This window comes from Corynebacterium sp. ED61, from assembly GCF_015233855.1.
Classification (GTDB): domain Bacteria; phylum Actinomycetota; class Actinomycetes; order Mycobacteriales; family Mycobacteriaceae; genus Corynebacterium; species Corynebacterium dentalis.
The window spans coordinates 42647-59648 of record NZ_JADGIT010000009.1 but is presented as its reverse complement, the minus strand read 5'-3'; the positions used below and the strand labels follow the sequence as shown (position 1 = coordinate 59648).

Here is a 17002-nt window from a genome sequence, read left to right as displayed (position 1 = left end):
CCAACTGGGGATATGTCTTATTTTAAGCACATTTTCATAATCATCACGGCCCGTTACCGGAACGTTGCCCTTTGTTAATGCACTCGAAACACAAAGGCATTCAGTAAGCCGATTCATCAACTCTATTCCGCCACGTGATCGTCCACCATCCCGATTGCCTGCATCAGCGCATAACAGGTGACGGGCCCCACAAAGGTAAAACCTCGGCGCTTGAGTTCCTTGGCCATAGCCTTTGCCTCATCACAGGTAGTGGGAATGTCATTGACATGGCGCGGCTGTTCCTGGTGGGCGGGAGTAAAGGACCACAACAACACAGGCAGGCCAGGAGCCAGCATCTTCGCCACTCCGCCCAGCACATCCCTCGCCGGCGAATCTTTAGGGAGTTTTTGCAGATCAGGATCATCACGTAACGCAATCGTGGCTTCTGCATTCTGATAGATCGCCGCATGCTTCTGCTGATTGCGAACCAAGCGAGCATCAGCAAGAGCATCATCACGTTGTTGCTGAGACATTGCCTGAATACGGGTGGCGTCGAAAAGAAAAAACACATCACGGAAGGCGGGGCGCTTGGCCAGGATGGTGGCCCACGAGAGACCGGACTGAAACCCCTCCAAGCACATCCTTTCGAACAGACCGTGTTCCGTAATGACTTTGCGGCCCCACTCGCGCTCGTAATAGTTGAAGTTCAACGGGCTGCGGTATGCCCACGCTGGGCGGGCTACCCCGTCGGTACCCACGGTCTGTCCGCCCGGGGTGACCTCGTCCGTTGCCTGCACCTCCACCTCACCGGATGGCTGTGCAGAGGCCTTGTTTTCTTCCTGAGTCATAGTCACGTTTCTACCCTGTCCTTGTATCTACGGTTGCGCGTCTGCGGTTCTGCAGTTTCGCCTGCTGGCACCAGCTAGTGGGAAGTCGTTTCCCGTTGCCTCGTGCGAAGCCCCCACACCGTACAAATTCAGCAGGACGACCTATCCGGACGTGATCGTCGGACAGGGAATTTATCCCCAGCCGACGCCCTCTGTGGAAAACCTCCCGGCGGCCCACAAAAAGAGCCCTGCCCGTAGGCAAACAGACAATTTTTATGTCCCGGCCAGCTGCTAATGTTGCTGACAAAACCCTAAGCTCTTTCTCCATTCGAGTTATATGGACTCAGCACCGCCAATTATCCCGGCGGACAAACACGCAGGAAGGAGGCTCCCCGTGCAGAAAACCCAGGACACAGGGACCTTCCGCGCCACCACCCCAGAGCGCGGCGGATTCCTCAACCCAGACGGCACCCCAGTGAAATCCTCGGATCCTTTTGCAGAACTGCCCCACCAGGCCGCCGAACTGCCCGTGGACGAAGAGGAACGCAAGCCTCGTAGCGTGACCTTCGCCCTGCGGATGCTGCTGATTTTCGCCATCGCCACCACGGCCGTCGTCCTGCTGGTCTACTGGCTTATCAGCTACTACCACTCGCCGAGCCTGGGGCAATTGGACGGCTATTCTGAGCTATTCCCCGAGCTCTAAGCTATGACCATCAACCTTCCGTTTTCTGCAGGTCGCCAAGCCCTTTTAGCTGCCTTATCCCGGCAATCCGCGGCGGTTATTCAGGCCCCTCCCGGCACCGGTAAGACCACGCTAGCTCCCGGGTATGTGCAGGATTTTCTGCGCGATCGCGCCACGTCTTCGGATTCCCTTCGTATTCATTCCGACGCCACACCCGCCCCCACCAAAGTCATCGTCACCCAGCCTCGGCGCATCGCCGCCCGGGCGTCGGCAGCGCGCGTGGCCAGCATTCACGGGTGGAGCCTCGGCCAGGACGTGGGCTACACAATCCGCGGCGAATCCCGCGTCAGCCCAGCGACCCAGATTGAATTTGTCACCTCTGGTGTTCTGCTGCGCAGATTGCTGCGGGATCCAGATCTGGCGGATGTGGGCGCGGTGATCATCGATGAGATCCACGAGCGCCACTTGGAGTCTGATCTGGTTTTCGGCATGCTGGCTCAGCTGCGCGAGCTTCGGGAGGACCTCGTGGTGGTCGCGATGTCCGCCACCGTGGATGCTGCGCGGTTTGCCTCACTATTGGATGCGCCCATTGTGGATGTTCCCAACCCTATCTATCCGCTGGAGATCCACTACTCCACCAGCGAAAACTCCATCTCTCACAGAGACAGCCGGGCTCGGCCCGGCGCGCGTGGCTCAGTAGAGGACATCGTGCACGCCCGGATCCTCGAAGCACTAAAACACACCGCCGTCGAGCACACAGACTCCTCCCCCGGCGATCTACTGGCCTTCGTTCCCACCATCCGCGGCACGGAAATCCTCGCAGACAAGATGGACGGAATCACGGTCGCGGGCCACCCCATCGAGGCGTTGGCCCTGCACGGTGGCCTGTCCCCCAAGCAGCAGTCGGCGGTAGTTTCGCCGCGTAATTCGTTCTCACCAGATAATTCCACCGAGCGCACCCCAACGCGCCGGGTCATCATCGCCACGGACGTCGCAGAGTCGTCGTTGACGGTCCCCGGCGTGCGCACCGTGGTGGATTCTTGCTTGTCTCGGGTTTCCAGGCTGGATTCCTCCCGCGGGATGTCACAGCTGGTCACCGAGTCCGCCTCGCAGGCCTCCACCATCCAGCGTGCGGGCCGCGCTGGCCGCGAAGGCCCTGGCCAGGTCTTTCGCTGCATCACTGCGGAGCAGTGGTCGCATCTAGCAGCGTTTTCCCCGCCGGCCATCTCCACTTCGGATCTCACGGGCGCGCTGCTGGATTGCGCGGTATGGGGCGCTCCCGGCGGCAATGGCCTGCCCCTCCCCGACCCTTTTCCTGAGTTCCCTGCCCGCGCCGCCACACAGTCGCTAGTCCGCCTCGGCGCGCTCACTCCCGCGTCCAAGAATCATCCGTTTGACCAGGTCACGGAGCTGGGCCGCCGTCTCGCCGCCATACCGTTAGATCCCCATCTGGCCCGTGGCGCGCTCCTGGCCAGCCAGATCGTAGACGTGGATACCGTGGCCAAGGTTGTTTTTCTTCTCGACGCCACACCCGATCCCTCCACCGCGTTAGCCACCCAAGTCTCTCGTGTGCGCAGCTCGGAGCCGGGCGTGGCACGCATCCGCAAAATCCTGGACAAGCACTCGCGGAACGTCGAAGGCCTTCCTGATCTGTCCGCCCTCACCTCCTCCCTCTCGTCAGCAGCAGAACCACCGAAGCCCGACAGTGCAGAGGCGATCGGCGTGTGCGTGGCGTGCTGCTTCCCGCAATTGATCGCCCGGCGCGTCGGAGACAACGCAGCGGAAATGACAGACCGCGTGCTCACCGTCGGCGGCACTGGCGCGGCCTTGAGCCGCAAGCTGCTGGCCGCGACCAGTGGAAACGCGCAACAATGGTTCGCCGTGGCAGACATCGCTCGCGCTCATACCAAGGACGGCACGGGAGCTCGTGTTCGCAGCGCAGTGCAGATCTCGGAGGAGGTAGCGATTGCGGCGGGAGGTGGCGTCGAAAAGGAAAGAACAGCAACCTTCGACCCACAGACCAAGAAAGTGCGCGTGCGGGAGGTACGGCGGCTGGGCGCGATCGAGCTGAGCAGCGCGCCAGCACAGGCGACAAAGGAGGAGTCCGTGCGAGCCGTGCGGGAGGCTCTAAAGGAGCACGGCGCAGAGCTGTTGCCATTGAGCAACAACGCGCGCAATCTGCTGGCGCGGATGTCATTTCTGCATGCACACGGGGTGGAGGGCTACCCGGATGTGTCGTCTGACCTGCCGGAAGAGGTTCTGGAATTCGCGGCCAGTGATCTCGCTGCGGGGCGCGCCCCGGACGTGGCGGGTGTGCTGCGCGGGCTCATTCCGTGGGACCGGCCGATTGACCAGTGGGCGCCAGAGCGCGTGGAGCTGCCGAGCGGCAGGAATGCGGCGGTGACGTATCCGGCGGAGGATCCGCACGCCGCGCCGATCATCGCGACGAAGCTGCAAGACGCCTTTGGCCTGCACGAATCTCCGCGAATCGCGGGTGTGCCGGTGCAGTTTCACCTGCTATCCCCCGCGGGTAGGCCGCTGGCCGTCACGGATGACCTACGGAGTTTCTGGCAGGGGCCCTACCAGGGCGTGCGCAAGGATATGCGTGGGCGCTACCCCAAGCACAAATGGCCGGAAAACCCATCTGAACTGGGCTAACCGGCCACTCACAACGCGCTCTAAACGCTAGCAACTCGAAACGCTAGCGCCTATCCACCGTCACTTCGGCCAACCCAGCGCTGACACGCACGGTCACCGTCGGCAGATCCTTCCGCGCAGCATCCGCAGCATGCTCCTGCCAGTCCGCGCCCCGCACGTCAAAGCTCGTGCCCTGCTGGCACACCGATTCAGACATGAAAGTGTCCGTGCACTCTAGTTTCACCTGGTAGCTGGCAGCGGTGGTCGTCTCTGGGATGAGCAGTTTCACTCCGGACAGGCGCGCGTTCAATTCCATGTCTTGGAAGCTATCCCGCTTGAGCACACCAGATTCGGCAGACAACGTTCCGAGGTCGAGTTCCACGTCGGACATCCAGAACCGGTACTGCGCACTCTGCCTATCCGGGTCTACCGGGAACGTTCCGGAAGTCCCGGCGTTGAAGTTGGATTGCTCCGATCCGCCAACCAAGTCAGACCCAACCAATCCCAGCACCGCGGTACCGCTCACGGCAACGAGCACCACCATCGCGATCACGAACCGTCGGATCGCGCGCCCGAATCCTCCCCGCTTCCGCGCCCCCGAGGCACTGGCGTGGCCCTGCGCAGGCGCCTCGTCTGGATCAGGCAAGTTCCACGCAAACGGCGCGGTGCCCAATGGGTCCCAGCTGGGCGGCGTGGGGATGTCCGCCCGCGTCTCAAATCCTTCTGCTGCGGTGTACGTCGCGGCGTATTCAGTGGTTGACGTGGTGTTTTCCTTACCGACGCCATACTCACCGCCCGCCGCAGCACCTCCCGTGGCATCCGCTGCGTCCGGATCCGGGTATGCCGTGGCGTAGAAATCCTCCGGTGGCTCCGGCATCCGCTGATGCAACAAGTACGCGGCCGCGGCGATAGCCAGTACACCGATGATGTCCTTGGTGCTCAGCGCGCTGCCAGTGCCCAACGCGTTGATGATCAGGATGATGCCCACGATCCAACCGATCGTCCGCTCTGTGCTGTAGCGCGGATCCCGGCGGTTGCGGAATACCACCTCCGCGGGGCTGAGCGGCACGGTGTAGCGCGGCAGGATTACCAGCAGGGTCAGGTACAGAAGCAGGCCCATGCCGGCGAAGAAGGTCAGTGCGACGAATCCCAGGCGGATCAGTACTGGGGAGATTTGATAGCGCACGGCGATGCCCTCGGCGATGCCGGCCAGCCATGCTCCAGAGTTTTGGCGGGAAGGAAAGCGCACGGGGCGGGTGCGCCACATATCGGAAAGAGTGCTGCTGAAATCTTGCGTGTTGTTCGTCATGCTTGCCAGTGTCTCTTCCCGCTGCCGTGTCCCACATCGGGGAAAACCCCTCATCCTGTGATTTCAGGGTAAACCCTGATGATCCCTGATGCTCTCAGCTGGCACACTACTGTTATGACCCGCTCCACCCCGGAAACTCCGAGCCCAGGACAAAGCCCCGAGCCATCGCATCCTGGCCCGAGCCGCGGCCTGTGGCCGTGGGGCCGGAATAAGTCCTCCGGTCGCAAGGCAGCTAGCCAACAAGCAGGCGCCCCGTACCCGGAATTTCACCGCGTCCGGGAAAACCGTCTGCTCGGCGGCGTGTGCACGGGTTTGGCCGCACACCTTGGGGTGGATTTGCGGTGGGTGCGCGTGGCTTTTGTCATCCTGCTGATCGCTCCGAGCTTGGCCATCCCCTTGTACGTCGGTCTGTGGATCTTCACCGATTCGGTAAGTGACGCGGAAGCCGGCATGGCCGGCACCACAAGGACCAAGATCTACGAGGGATCGCGCTGGATTAAAGGGCCAGAAACTATCAATCGACCTGCGACGATGGCCGATTGGGCGCTGGTCGCCGTGGGCGTGGTGGTGCTGATTGCCGGTAGCGCCCTGACTGCCGAGCGCACCCCGGTGACCGTGGGCTTGGCCGTGGCGGCCGTGGGTGTGTTCTTGGTGTGGCAGACCTTCGGTGTACGCGATGTGGCGAGCGGCGGCACGCTCACGCCGAAGAACCGGTGGCTGCACCTGAGCAGCCTAATTGGTGGTGTGGTGCTGCTGATTTTGGGTCTAGCCGGGACCATCGTGGTGCTGGGCGTGACGGATTCTCAGCAGTCGCAGTTCTCGCTGCTGGGCTTGGCTTTTCTGACGGTGTTGCTGCTCATCGTGGGTTTTGTGGTGGTCTTGGTGCCGCTATGGCTGCGTTTGTGGGCAACCGCCAATAAGTCCGCGATGGAACGCGCAGCGGAGGCCGAACGCGCGGACATCGCCAGCAGGATTCACGATTCCGTGCTGCAGACTCTGACGATGATTCAGAAGAATTCGCAGGAGCCGGAGACGGTCACGTTGGCCCGCAGCCAGGAGCGCCAGCTGCGCCAGTGGCTGTTTGGCATGGAGGAATCCGTGGCGCCGGAGACATTGCTGGGCGCGGTCCGAGTAGCCTGCGGCGAGGTGGAGGACCAGTACGGAATCCGGGTACGACCAGTGTTGATTGGCGAGGATCGCCCCACCAACGATGCCTCCTTGGCGCTGGTACTGGCCGGGCGAGAAGCAATGGTCAACGCCGCCAAGCACTCCGGGTGCGATGAAATCAACGTGTTCGTGGATGCCGAGGATCCCACCGGCCGCATTGAACTTTTCGTCCGCGATCGCGGCCCCGGATTCGCAGTGGATTCCATCCCCGAGGACCGCCAAGGTGTGCGCCAGTCGATCTTGGGGCGAATGGAGCGCACGGGCGGTAGCGTGGAAATCGATACTGGGCTCGGAGGCACGGAGGTCATCATCACTCTTCCCGCCTCGTCCAACTAGCCTTTTCCCGCCCTCTACCTGGAGTTTTCTTTCATGCCCGATGGCACTGCATCCGCGATCCGCGTCTTCTTCGTCGATGACCATTCCATGTTCCGCGCGGGCGTGCGCGCAGAGTTGGGAACCGTGGGCGCCGGCATGATCGAGGTGGTGGGTGATGCGGGTTCTGTGTCCGACGCCATCAGCGGCATCTCTGCCACTACTCCCGACGTGATTCTGTTGGATGTCCATATGCCAGAGGGCGGGGGCTTGGCCGTGTTGCGAGAGGGCATGCGCTCTGGTGTGAGCGCGCAGTACTTGTGCTTGAGCGTGTCCGATTCCGCCGAAGATGTCATTGCGTTGATCCGGGGCGGAGCGCGCGGCTACGTGACTAAGTCCATCCGGAGTGAAGAGCTGGTGGACGCAATTCGCCGTGTGCACTCGGGCGACGCGGTGTTTTCGCCTCGTCTGGCAGGGTATGTGCTGGACGCGTTTAGCACCGGCCCGGCTGGCAGTACGGTAACTGGCAAGGCGGCGGCTAATAGTTCTGAAACCAATCTCGCGTCCGCCGAGGACCTGCAGAGCCAGGGCGTTCCGGCTTCTGAGGTGGCGGAAGTCCAAGAGGGCGAGAGCTTGCTGGACGATCTCACGCGCCGGGAGCGCGAGGTTTTGCGCTTGTTGGCTCGCGGATATACCTACCGGGAGATGGCGGAAAAGCTCTTCATCAGCGTCAAGACGGTGGAAACTCACGTGTCCAATATTCTGCGGAAGACTCAGCACACCAACCGGCATAGCTTGAGCCGGTGGGTCTCGGATAACCACCTATAGACAGTGACTCGCGCAGCATTCGCACTCCACCATAAGTAAACCCAGGCATAAGAAAACCCGGCATCGCTGCCGGGTGTGAGGTGGAGACTGGGCGGATGCCCAGTCATAGGGAGACGTTTAGCGACGACCCATGACCAGCTTGAGGATCCACAGGAGGATGCAAGCACCGATCAGACAGGTGATGAAGCTGAAGATCCAGCCACCGCTGCCGATACCGATGAGGGTGAAGAGCCAGCCGCCGAGGAAGCCACCGATGATGCCGACGACGATGTTGGCCAGCAGACCCATCTGGGCGTCGGTGCCCATGATCTTAGAGCCGATCCAACCGGCGAGACCACCGATGATGATCCAGCCGATGAAGCCGAGTGCGGGAACGCCAGATTCTGAGTTTGCTGCGAGAATGAGAGTATCCATGCCATCTATTTTACCGCAAAACGCAAATTTGCACCCATATCAACCAAATCGCTGCCAAAAATGAACCATTTCGTTACCAATATCGCCCCTGTTGGCCATATACATAGGTAAGTAAACCAACATTCAGCGCCCCAGATGCGCACGCAGTTACCCCGGAAAACTAGAACAACGTGCGGTTCAGCAACAGGCGCGCCTCGTCGGCCATCTGCTCAATAACGGCTCCGGCCGGCTGCTCTGACTTCAGCAAATCGAGCCCCTGACCTGCATGAAGCTTCAGATCCTCCGCAAAGTCACCACCGGTCGCTCGCGCATCCACCAGCTCCGCATCGGTCACTTCGCCCCGCCCGGACATCTCGGCGTATACGTCGGTAAAGCTATTGGCCACGGTGCGGGTGGGCCACGTTTCCGTATCCCACCCCTGCCGCTCGGCGCGGTCGTAGATATCTGTCAGCAGTGTCGATTTTCCGGTGGCCTTTACCGCGGCGGCCCGCAGTTCGTCGGATCCCAGCGCTTCTGGGCTGCCCAGCAGCGCGGTGCCCACCCATGCCGCATCAGCGCCTGCCGCTAGGGCCGCCGCCACTCCGCGTCCGGATCCAATTCCGCCTGCCACGGCCGCGGGGATGCCCGGCGCGGAGCGCATCAGGTAGTCCAAGATGGTCTGCATCAGGGGCATAGTGCCCATGCGCCCGGTGTGCCCGCCAGCGTCCGTGCCCTGAATGCACACCACATCCACTTCGGCATCCAGCGCTTGGCGGAGCTGCGCGATGTCATTAACTGGCGCCACCACGGAAATTCCGTGGTCATGCGCCTGCTCTACATATCCGTTGGCATCGCCGAACCCAAGGCTGATGACCTTCGGGCGGGCATCCAACACGGCTTGCCATACGTCTGGCTGGTCCTTGATTGCCCACAGCATCACGCCGATGCCGAAGTTCCCCAGGTCCGTAGCCTCGGCACTAGCGGCCGCGCCTCCAGCACTCTCCGCGGAATCCTTTTGGCCCAGCATCCTGCGCGCAAAGCTGCCCATCGCATTCCCCTGTGCTCCGTATCCGGCTTGTGCGCCCGTGCCCTGTGTTGCCTCGCGGGCGATGCGGGCGTTTTCGGTGACCCACTCCACGCTCGTGTTCGCCCCCACCCCGATCATTCCGAGGCCACCAGCTTGTGAGACAGCGGCGGCGAGTTCGCCTCCAGCGCGTCCGGCCATCGGAGCGCCAATGATAGGAACGTCGATGTCCCAGAGGCGAGTCAGGCGAGTTGTTATGTTCTGACGTTCCTTCGATGCGTCCTCAACCACAGAGCCTGTCTCCTTTCTTATCTTTTGGCTGGTGGCCAGAATACGCTTTCGGTTCGCAGTTCTCATCTTTTTGCGCTTCAATTACTCCATTTTTTGAGCAAAGTTGGAGCACCCCCGATTCGCCAACCTTCACCCTCGCCAATGTAAAAAACGTGGCTAGGGTGGATCGTATGAGCAACTCGAGCATTTCTCTGAAGCCCGCTAAGGATGTCAACACGGCTGCAGTGGTCGCCACGGGCCTCATCGGCGGTTGGATCACTGCCCGCGAGACCGGCATTCGCCCCCTCGGCGGAGTGATTCTGGCCGCTGCTGGCGTTTACGCTGCCCGTTCGTGGAACGCCAAGGCTGGCGCTGGCGTGGCCGCCGGCCTGGCCACCGGTTACATCGGCGCGTTCGGCCTGTCCCACCCGCTGGCGAAGAAGATGGGCTCCTGGCCTGCGGTGTTGAGCGTTACCGCCGCCACGGCAGGTGCTGCCTACGCCCTTTCGGACGCCAAGTAGTTCCTCCCCGCCGTCAGCCCCCATCCCCGTGGGGGCTTTCTTTGGGTTGTTTCTTTTACGACGCCACTTGCCCCACCACAGCTTGAGCCATGACCTTGAGCTCCTCGTGGTGTGGCTCGATGTCGCCGGTGAACTCCACGGGCTCGGCGCACGGCTGCCATTCGTAGCCGGTGGTGATGCTGCGCATGGCCTTGGCCGCGCCGGTGGTGTCGTACCCGCCGCGGATCCACCAGCTCATGGGTAGTCCTCGCTTGTCCTGCTGGACTGCGTAGAACGTGGAATCGAAGTAGTGCTTCAGGGCTCCGGAGATATAGCCGAAGTTGGCAGTCGTGCCCAGGATCAGCCCATCGGCTGCGCGCAACTGGTCGATGTCCGGTTCCAGGGCATTGACTTCCACAACGTCAATCCGCTGTTCAGACCCGAGCACTTCGTTGGCCATGTCGGCCGCGTCACGGGTGGCGTCGAGAAGAAAATCGGCGAGACCACGGGTGGCGGGTGTGGGTGAATGATGGACCACAAGAATCGTTGACATGCTTTCCAACATAACGATGAACTGTGGAAACGCCACCAAAACTGGCAAAAAGGTGGGGCCTTTTTGCGCAAGTGCAGAGTGTTAGTTCGGAGATGCGCAGCCCCTACGCCTACGATAGTTCCGTTATGGCCAAATCAGCTGGTACTTCCTTCAGAACAGATATCGAGGGGTTGCGTGGGCTCGCGATCGCCCTCGTTGTTGTATTTCACGTGTTCGTGGGCAAAGTGTCCGCTGGCGTGGACGTCTTCTTGCTGCTGGGCGGAATATTCTTCTTCTCCAGCCAGCTCAACAATGCGAGGCGTAAAGATGGCTTGACGATTGTGCAGTCTTTGCTGCGCATCGTGAGGCGTCTTTTCCCTCTGCTCGCAGTGGTGGTTGCGGCCACCCTGGCGGGCAGTTTATTTGTGATGAGCAAGCTGGTGCACGTCACGATGGCTCAGGACGCGGTGGGTGCGCTGGGCTACTACATCAACTGGGTGCTGGCCTTTTCTGGGCGCGAGTACACCAACGTGCGCAATACGGTGAGCCCGTTCCAGCACTTGTGGTCGATGTCTGCCCAGTTGCAGATTTACGTGGCGTCTTTGCTGGTGGTGGTGCTGATTGCTGCCATTTTCCGCAGGTTTGCCAAGGGCGCGTTGCTGGTGGTTCTCACGACGGGAACGGTGGCCTCGTTCGCGTATGCGTGCTGGTTGAACGTGGACAACCAGGCACTGAATTACTACTCGACGTTCAGCCGTTTCTGGGAAGTGGGCCTGGGTGGCCTGCTGGGGTTGTGGCTGTTGCGCCGGCGCAAAGATGGCAGCCTCGCGATCCCACCTATCCCTTCTGTGTGGCGCTGGATCATGGGACTGGCTGGCCTGGCCGCGATTATCTGCACGGGCTTGTTCCTCAACGGTTCTGAACAGTTCCCTGGACCGTGGACGCTGGTGCCTCTGGTGGGTGCCGCGCTGGTGGTTATCTCCGGCACAGGTGGCCGCCCCACGGGCGTGACGCGGATGTTGGAATCCAGGGTTTTCCAGTTCTTGGGCCGGATTTCCTACGCGCTATACCTGTGGCACTGGCCGCTGTTGGTGCTGGTGGTTGCATGGATGGGGCAGCGTTCCAGCGCGAAACCTGGGGACAGCCCTGCCGGTGGCGGAACTATGGTGGATCCGCTGGTGGGTGCTGGCGTGATTGCGGTCAGCTTGGCGCTGGCGTGGCTGTCTTCCTGGCTGATCGAAAAGCCTCTACGCCAGGGCAAGAAGCCTGCGCGCAGCTGGGTGCTGTGGAACCCGAAGTATTGGTGGAACTCCATCAAGGTGTGGCCAAAGACCATCTACACGCTGGTGATTTTGTTCATCGCGGGCGCGATCATTGCCAGCCCCACCTACCTGCAAGAGCAGGCAGAGGCCAATACGGAAGACCTCATGGCCCACGCCATGGATCGCAGCACCTACCCGGGTGCGGAGTCCTTCCTGTATGACCGATACGCCCCAGAAGGCCTGCAGTTGATTCCTCCGCTTCAGGATTTCCAGGCCTTGCTGCCGCCTACTCAGCCTGATGGCTGCCAAATCGGCTTCGAGCCTGCCGTGGTCATCACGCACAAGAACTACAACCAGTCCGAGGAAGAGTGCGCCTACGGTGATGTGAATTCTGATCGCACGCTGTACGTCATCGGCGGCTCCCACTCGGAGCACTACATGCCAGCCATGGACTTGGTGGGCAAGCAGCGCGGTTTGAAGATCATGCCGTTGCTGAAGATGGGTTGCCCGGTGGGCTCCACGGTTCCGCTGTGGACGGGCGAGGATTATCCGTCCTGTCGCGAGTGGTCTGATGCCGTGATGGATTACATCCTAGAAAACCCGCCCACGGATGGCATTTTCATGACGGGCACCCGCCCGAATGACTACCTGGGCCAAGGCCCTGAAGTGGTTCCGGATGAATACGTGGATGTGGTGCGCAAGTTCACGGACGCGGGCATCCATTCCTACTTGGTGCGCGATAACCCTTGGCACATGCAGCGCAATCCTGAAGAGGGTCAGTTCAACCAGCGCGAGTGCGTCTCCGAGATGATGGAGGGCAACTTCGCGGGCAATGGTGACCCGAACTATGACGGCACCGATTTCCCAGGTGTGGCGGATCAGAATGCGCCGACCCCGGAGGAGATCGAGACCATCAATAGCGTGTGTGGCTCTGCGGTGGAGGAATCTTTGCTGCCGGTGAGCCCGCAGTACGAGGCCTACCAGGGCTTGGATGTCACGCATGTGGATCCCACGCTGGGTTACTGCAAGGACGGTTGGTGCCCGTCGATCATCGGCAACATGGCGGTTTACCGCGATGCGCACCACTTCACCAATGTGTTTGCTGCGTCCTTGGCCCCGGAGATCGAGCGGCAGATGTTCGCTGATCCTCCGCTGGGTCCGCTGCCTCCGCTGAAGCCTTTTGTTGCGTTCCCACCTGCTGATGGTGCGGTTCCGCCCGCTAGCGAGGATGAAGTACCGCCGGCTAATGGGGACGGTAATTCCCGTGCGATTGGGTCGTTGGACAAGGATGAGTTTGCGGCCCTAGAGGGTCAAGGTTCTGATTCTGATGTCGACGCCAACTCGGATGGCACCGGAGCTAATGGCACGGGCCAGGGCATCTCCCCTGCCCCGGGAACCGGTGGCGGTGCGGACAATGGCACGGGTGTCCAGCAGTACGATCCGCAGACGGGCTATCCCATCGAGCCGTCCACGGGTCTGCCCTATGACCCGAACACGGGAGCGGTGGTAACTCCGGGTTATCAGTCGCCATACCCGCCATACGGTGGCGGCTACGGAAATGGTTATGGCTACTGAGCAGCGAGTTCTGCAGTGTCAGCAATAGCTTTCACTACCACTGTCGCTAAAAGTTCTAAAGTTTAACTGTTAACTTGTTAAAACTTTGACAGTTTCAGTTTGTAGATTTACAGTTTGAAACATGAACTGGAATGCGCACCAGGTAGAGGTTGCCCTCGCCGAGCTTAAATCACTTGGCGATGACACCACCCTCATCGAGTGCAAGCTGGCACGTCAGTTGCCGGAAAACCTCCCAGAAACGACGTGTGCTTTCGCAAACCTGCCAGACGGTGGAACCATTTTTCTTGGTGTTGACAGTTCCCTCGAAATTCGAGGGGTAAAAGATGCTGCTGCGCTACAAAATCAAGTCGCTGCGCAAACTAGAAATTCAGTTGTCCCAGCACCGCATCTTGACTTTTGGACTGTGGAGATCAGGGGCAAACGAGTTCTAATCGTACAGGTACAACCGTTGTCACCTAGTCAAAAACCTGCCAGGTATAAGGGCAATGCAATGCTCCGCCAAGGTGACGGCGACCATGTGATGAATGCAAACGATCTTCACATGATGGAGGTCGCAGCGCTCCATGACACGGAGCGGGATGATTACGACCTGAAAACCCTGCCTGGTTCAAGTGTCTCGGATCTCGATGAGTCTGCACTAAAGCAGTACCTAGCAAAATGCCGCAACCAGAGCCGCAGGCTGGGCCAAATCAATGACGACTCGAAAATTCTAGAACTCACAGGAGTGACCTCCAGTTCTGGTGAACTGACGTATGCAGGGCTTTATTCGCTTGGCTTCTACCCACAGGCTAAGTTGCCTGCACTCAGCATCACCGCAGCAGTACAACTTCCCTCTGACGGCACAGGCCGGAGAATCAAGAATCTAAAGCACTTTGATGGCCCGGCTCCCGCACTCCTTGAAGATTCGATGGAATGGGTTCGGGAAAATATTTCTTCTGACCGGACGTACAACGAGAGCGGGCATCTTGTACAGGAATCAGAAATTCCCATGACCGCTATCCGTGAGGTGATTGCCAATGCTCTCATCCACAGAGATCTCGGGCCGGACACCGTGGGAGCCGGAAAACGAGTAGAGATCAGAATTACTCAAGACGCCCTCGTCATCGAAAGCCCAGGTGGACTCAAGGGAGTGTCTGTTTCTCAATTGGAAAGCAGCAACCTTTCCAAGGCCGCAGTGAATCAGCGGCTCTACGAACATGCAAAACGAACGGTCACATCTGACGGCCACGCTGTTGTGGAAGGTGAAGGAGGCGGAATTCTCGAGGTTTTCCAGGCCACGCGGTACGCAAACCTTCGTCAGCCAAAACTCATCAATTCTGGCGTGTCTTTCAAGGTGATTTTCCGCAGGAAGAAGACCGCTGAACACACCTTTTCAAGCCCCCCCGAACCCACTCCCTCTCAAGTATCGGCAAATGCGGATGCAACAAAGACATCTGATCTTCGGCTCCCCCACGGAAAAAACGTCTCCATCGTCTTCGCTTCCGTAGCGGAAGAAAATAAAACTATTCAAGAAATTATGGATGCAACGCAGCTGAGTGAAGGACAGGTCCGTTATGCTCTCAAGCCCCTACTCGCTAGCGGTTGGATCGACATGATCGGAGGGCAAGGTAATGCCAGCACCATTTACAGCTCTACAACACTGCCAAACAACGACTGAGCAGCGGGTTCTGAGCACCAACGTGGCTGTTCCCCAGCCTGATCCCGCAGGGGCGGATCGCGTGAGCGGGATCAATAAGCAGCCGTGCGACTCGATTTCCGTTTTCACTCCGGGGCCCAATTACGGCGATGGCTCCGGGGTGCGCGGCGATATTATCGGCGATTCCAAGCACCACGGTGGGGCGCAAAAAGCCGTGTACGCCATGGCGCGCGAGGAGTTGGATTACTGGGAGTCTGAGCTGGGCAAATCACTGCACAATGGCGCGTTCGGGGACAACCTCACGACTGTAGGCGTGGACTGGGCATCAGTGGTGATCAACCAGCAGGTGTTCGTTGGCACTGCCGTGTTGGAGGTCTCTGTTGCCCGCCAGCCATGTCGCACGTTTGGCGCATGGTTGGAACAAAAGGGCTGGATGAAGACCTTTACCCAGCGTGCGCAGGCAGGCTCTTATTTCCGGGTGATTTGTCCCGGCGAAATCGCTCCTGGCGATGCCATCACTTTTGGCCCGGCGCCCAGCCACGGCGTGACCATGGGCGAGGTATTCCGCGCCAAGATGGGCGATAAAGAACTGGCGCGCAAGGCGGTCGACGCGGGTTGCCTCCCCGCGATGTACCACGAGCAGTTGGAGCGCCTCCTCCGCTAAGCACACGTCTGCCTGGTCAAGCGTCGGATAAGGCGGATTATTCTTCCCCGAGTGCTTGAACGATGGCGGGAAGGCCGATTGCTGCCGTCGTTCTTAAAGACCACGTGGCCAGGTCCGTGAGGGCGCTGCGCTGCGGACTGACCTCCACGATGGGCACGCCACGTTCGGCAGCGATGCTCGGCAACCCGGCCGCGGGCCACACCACGCCGGAGGTTCCCACGATCACCACTAGGTCTGCCTGCTGCATTGAGGTTTCGGCCTGGTCCCATTCTTTTTCCGGCAACGATTCGCCGAACCAGACCACCCCTGGTCGCACGGGGTTTCCGCACAATGAGCAGGCCGTGGGCGTGGCGCGTTCTACCTGTTCCTGCGGTAATTCCGGGGTGCGGACGGGCTTGTGGCAAATCGAGCATCGATAGGAAAACAGGCTCCCGTGCAGGTGAGCGATGCGGGGCCGAGCTTCGTTGTGGTCACCGAAGGCGCGTTCGTGCAGGTCGTCTATGTTTTGTGTGGTGATGTGTAGGTCGACGCCACTTCTGCCCCACCAGCTCGCGATCGCCCTGTGGCCGAGGTTCGGTTCCGCTCGGCGGCACAGCGTTCCTCGCCACAAATACCAAGCCAGTATGGGTTCGGGATCGCGAGCCCAGGAGCTCAAACTGCCCATTGCTTGCGGGTCGACCTGAGACCAGATGCCGGTCTGTGCGTCGCGGAAAGTATCCAGTCCGGAGTCTTTGCTCATGCCCGCACCAGTGAAAACCTCCACGTTGCGAGCGGTGCGCGCGGCCTTAACGAGCTCAGCGGGCAGCTCGGCCACATTCCCGCGCGAATCCACGGGATGGCCGTTGGCACTGAACTCGATGACGTGGCTCATGTCCTCGAGGGTAGCTGGTGATTGGCGGGTGCTGGGGCGAATGATTGCTACGCTGATTGACGTATCGCCTTGAGAGTTCAAGACGCAGTTATCGAAGAATTAGCAACCTATAATCTGCTAGCTACCGGGAGTTTGCGTGAAGAAGCGAATCAATGTCGTTGGCGCTGTATTGACTGATGGATCGCAGGTATTGGCGGCTCAGCGGGGACCGGACATGTCGCTGACTGGAATGTGGGAATTCCCAGGTGGAAAAATCGAAGAGGGCGAGACGCCCAAGGAAGCTCTATTCCGTGAATTAGAAGAAGAGCTCAACTGCGCCGCTACTATTGGTGATGAGGTGACGACCACCGAATACGAATATGACTTTGGAATCGTTATCTTGACCACCTTTTTTGCCACTCTTGAAGACCGAAAAATTGAACTCACCGAGCATGTCGAGGCTCGTTGGGTGGATGTAGAAAACCTCGACCAGTTGGACTGGGCTCCTGCTGATATTCCTGCGGTTCAGCGAGTCATGAGCGTTCTCGGTTAACC

General features: G+C 60.1%; 15 protein-coding genes. 9 read left to right on the top strand and 6 right to left on the bottom strand.

The genetic code is table 11. From position 1 onward, the window contains the following. Nucleotides 1-122: 122 nt before the first annotated feature. On the bottom strand, nucleotides 123-827 hold the full coding sequence (locus IM764_RS09420) for a DNA-3-methyladenine glycosylase I (RefSeq protein ID WP_194187665.1): 705 nt from the start codon (nucleotides 825-827) through the stop codon (nucleotides 123-125). 373 nt (nucleotides 828-1200) lie between these two features. Between IM764_RS09420 and IM764_RS09415 the strand changes: the two genes are divergently transcribed. Next, nucleotides 1201-1509 carry a hypothetical protein gene (locus tag IM764_RS09415; RefSeq protein WP_099299304.1) on the top strand — a complete coding sequence of 103 codons (309 nt, stop codon included), beginning with the start codon at nucleotides 1201-1203 and terminating at the stop codon, nucleotides 1507-1509. 3 nt (nucleotides 1510-1512) lie between these two features. Then, entirely contained in the window at nucleotides 1513-4146 is a 2634-nt protein-coding gene (locus IM764_RS09410; RefSeq protein ID WP_194187649.1) for an ATP-dependent RNA helicase, read from the top strand. A 43-nt stretch (nucleotides 4147-4189) separates the two neighbouring features. Here IM764_RS09410 and IM764_RS09405 read toward each other — a convergent pair whose 3' ends face one another. Next, nucleotides 4190-5434, bottom strand: coding sequence for a PspC domain-containing protein (locus IM764_RS09405; protein ID WP_194187648.1), 1245 nt, complete (start codon nucleotides 5432-5434; stop codon nucleotides 4190-4192). Nucleotides 5435-5548: 114 nt separating this feature from the next. Here IM764_RS09405 and IM764_RS09400 point away from each other — a divergent pair, with 114 nt between their 5' ends. Beyond that, nucleotides 5549-6937, top strand: a complete 1389-nt coding sequence (locus IM764_RS09400; protein WP_194187647.1) for an ATP-binding protein — start codon at nucleotides 5549-5551, stop codon at nucleotides 6935-6937. Between the two features lie 57 nt (nucleotides 6938-6994). Beyond that, nucleotides 6995-7741, top strand: a complete 747-nt coding sequence (locus IM764_RS09395; RefSeq protein WP_194187664.1) for a response regulator transcription factor — start codon at nucleotides 6995-6997, stop codon at nucleotides 7739-7741. A gap of 117 nt (nucleotides 7742-7858) precedes the next feature. On the opposite strand, the gene IM764_RS09390 is transcribed toward IM764_RS09395, so the two are convergent. Further along, complete coding sequence (locus IM764_RS09390; protein WP_194187646.1) at nucleotides 7859-8155, bottom strand: GlsB/YeaQ/YmgE family stress response membrane protein; 297 nt, start codon at nucleotides 8153-8155, stop codon at nucleotides 7859-7861. Between the two features lie 160 nt (nucleotides 8156-8315). Next, nucleotides 8316-9449 (bottom strand): NAD(P)H-dependent flavin oxidoreductase, encoded by a 1134-nt coding sequence (locus IM764_RS09385; RefSeq protein ID WP_370551582.1) that lies wholly within the window; start codon nucleotides 9447-9449, stop codon nucleotides 8316-8318. A gap of 170 nt (nucleotides 9450-9619) precedes the next feature. On the opposite strand from IM764_RS09385, the gene IM764_RS09380 reads away from it, so the two are divergent. Further along, nucleotides 9620-9949 carry a hypothetical protein gene (locus IM764_RS09380; protein ID WP_194187645.1) on the top strand — a complete coding sequence of 110 codons (330 nt, stop codon included), beginning with the start codon at nucleotides 9620-9622 and terminating at the stop codon, nucleotides 9947-9949. A 55-nt stretch (nucleotides 9950-10004) separates the two neighbouring features. Here IM764_RS09380 and IM764_RS09375 read toward each other — a convergent pair whose 3' ends face one another. Then, a complete protein-coding gene (locus IM764_RS09375) occupies nucleotides 10005-10481 on the bottom strand; it encodes a flavodoxin family protein (protein WP_228073716.1) in 477 nt (158 codons plus the stop codon). A gap of 125 nt (nucleotides 10482-10606) precedes the next feature. Here IM764_RS09375 and IM764_RS09370 point away from each other — a divergent pair, with 125 nt between their 5' ends. The 3 genes from IM764_RS09370 to IM764_RS09360 all read left to right on the top strand — a co-directional run bounded on the left by IM764_RS09370 (nucleotide 10607) and on the right by IM764_RS09360 (nucleotide 15597). Beyond that, complete coding sequence (locus IM764_RS09370) at nucleotides 10607-13297, top strand: acyltransferase family protein (RefSeq protein WP_194187644.1); 2691 nt, start codon at nucleotides 10607-10609, stop codon at nucleotides 13295-13297. A 121-nt stretch (nucleotides 13298-13418) separates the two neighbouring features. Next, nucleotides 13419-14954 carry an RNA-binding domain-containing protein gene (locus tag IM764_RS09365; RefSeq protein WP_099299297.1) on the top strand — a complete coding sequence of 512 codons (1536 nt, stop codon included), beginning with the start codon at nucleotides 13419-13421 and terminating at the stop codon, nucleotides 14952-14954. Further along, nucleotides 14908-15597 (top strand): MOSC domain-containing protein, encoded by a 690-nt coding sequence (locus tag IM764_RS09360; RefSeq protein ID WP_194187643.1) that lies wholly within the window; start codon nucleotides 14908-14910, stop codon nucleotides 15595-15597. Before IM764_RS09365 ends, IM764_RS09360 begins: the two co-directional genes overlap by 47 nt. 37 nt (nucleotides 15598-15634) lie before the next feature. Here IM764_RS09360 and IM764_RS09355 read toward each other — a convergent pair whose 3' ends face one another. Next, nucleotides 15635-16468: an NAD-dependent deacylase gene (locus tag IM764_RS09355; RefSeq protein ID WP_194187642.1), complete on the bottom strand. Its 834-nt coding sequence runs from the start codon at nucleotides 16466-16468 to the stop codon at nucleotides 15635-15637. A 136-nt stretch (nucleotides 16469-16604) separates the two neighbouring features. Between IM764_RS09355 and IM764_RS09350 the strand changes: the two genes are divergently transcribed. After that, on the top strand, nucleotides 16605-17000 hold the full coding sequence (locus IM764_RS09350) for a (deoxy)nucleoside triphosphate pyrophosphohydrolase (RefSeq protein ID WP_194187641.1): 396 nt from the start codon (nucleotides 16605-16607) through the stop codon (nucleotides 16998-17000). Nucleotides 17001-17002: the final 2 nt, after the last annotated feature.

Bases quoted from the DNA above. Each gene is read 5' to 3' on its own strand.
- IM764_RS09390 (WP_194187646.1), bottom strand. From the start codon at position 8,155: ATGGATACTCTCATTCTCGCAGCAAACTCAGAATCTGGCGTTCCCGCA.
- IM764_RS09380 (WP_194187645.1), top strand. From the start codon at position 9,620: ATGAGCAACTCGAGCATTTCTCTGAAGCCCGCTAAGGATGTCAACACG.
- IM764_RS09420 (WP_194187665.1), bottom strand. From the start codon at position 827: ATGACTCAGGAAGAAAACAAGGCCTCTGCACAGCCATCCGGTGAGGTG.
- IM764_RS09375 (WP_228073716.1), bottom strand. From the start codon at position 10,481: ATGTCAACGATTCTTGTGGTCCATCATTCACCCACACCCGCCACCCGT.
- IM764_RS09405 (WP_194187648.1), bottom strand. From the start codon at position 5,434: ATGACGAACAACACGCAAGATTTCAGCAGCACTCTTTCCGATATGTGG.
- IM764_RS09400 (WP_194187647.1), top strand. From the start codon at position 5,549: ATGACCCGCTCCACCCCGGAAACTCCGAGCCCAGGACAAAGCCCCGAG.
- IM764_RS09370 (WP_194187644.1), top strand. From the start codon at position 10,607: ATGGCCAAATCAGCTGGTACTTCCTTCAGAACAGATATCGAGGGGTTG.
- IM764_RS09355 (WP_194187642.1), bottom strand. From the start codon at position 16,468: ATGAGCCACGTCATCGAGTTCAGTGCCAACGGCCATCCCGTGGATTCG.
- IM764_RS09410 (WP_194187649.1), top strand. From the start codon at position 1,513: ATGACCATCAACCTTCCGTTTTCTGCAGGTCGCCAAGCCCTTTTAGCT.
- IM764_RS09365 (WP_099299297.1), top strand. From the start codon at position 13,419: ATGAACTGGAATGCGCACCAGGTAGAGGTTGCCCTCGCCGAGCTTAAA.
- IM764_RS09360 (WP_194187643.1), top strand. From the start codon at position 14,908: ATGCCAGCACCATTTACAGCTCTACAACACTGCCAAACAACGACTGAG.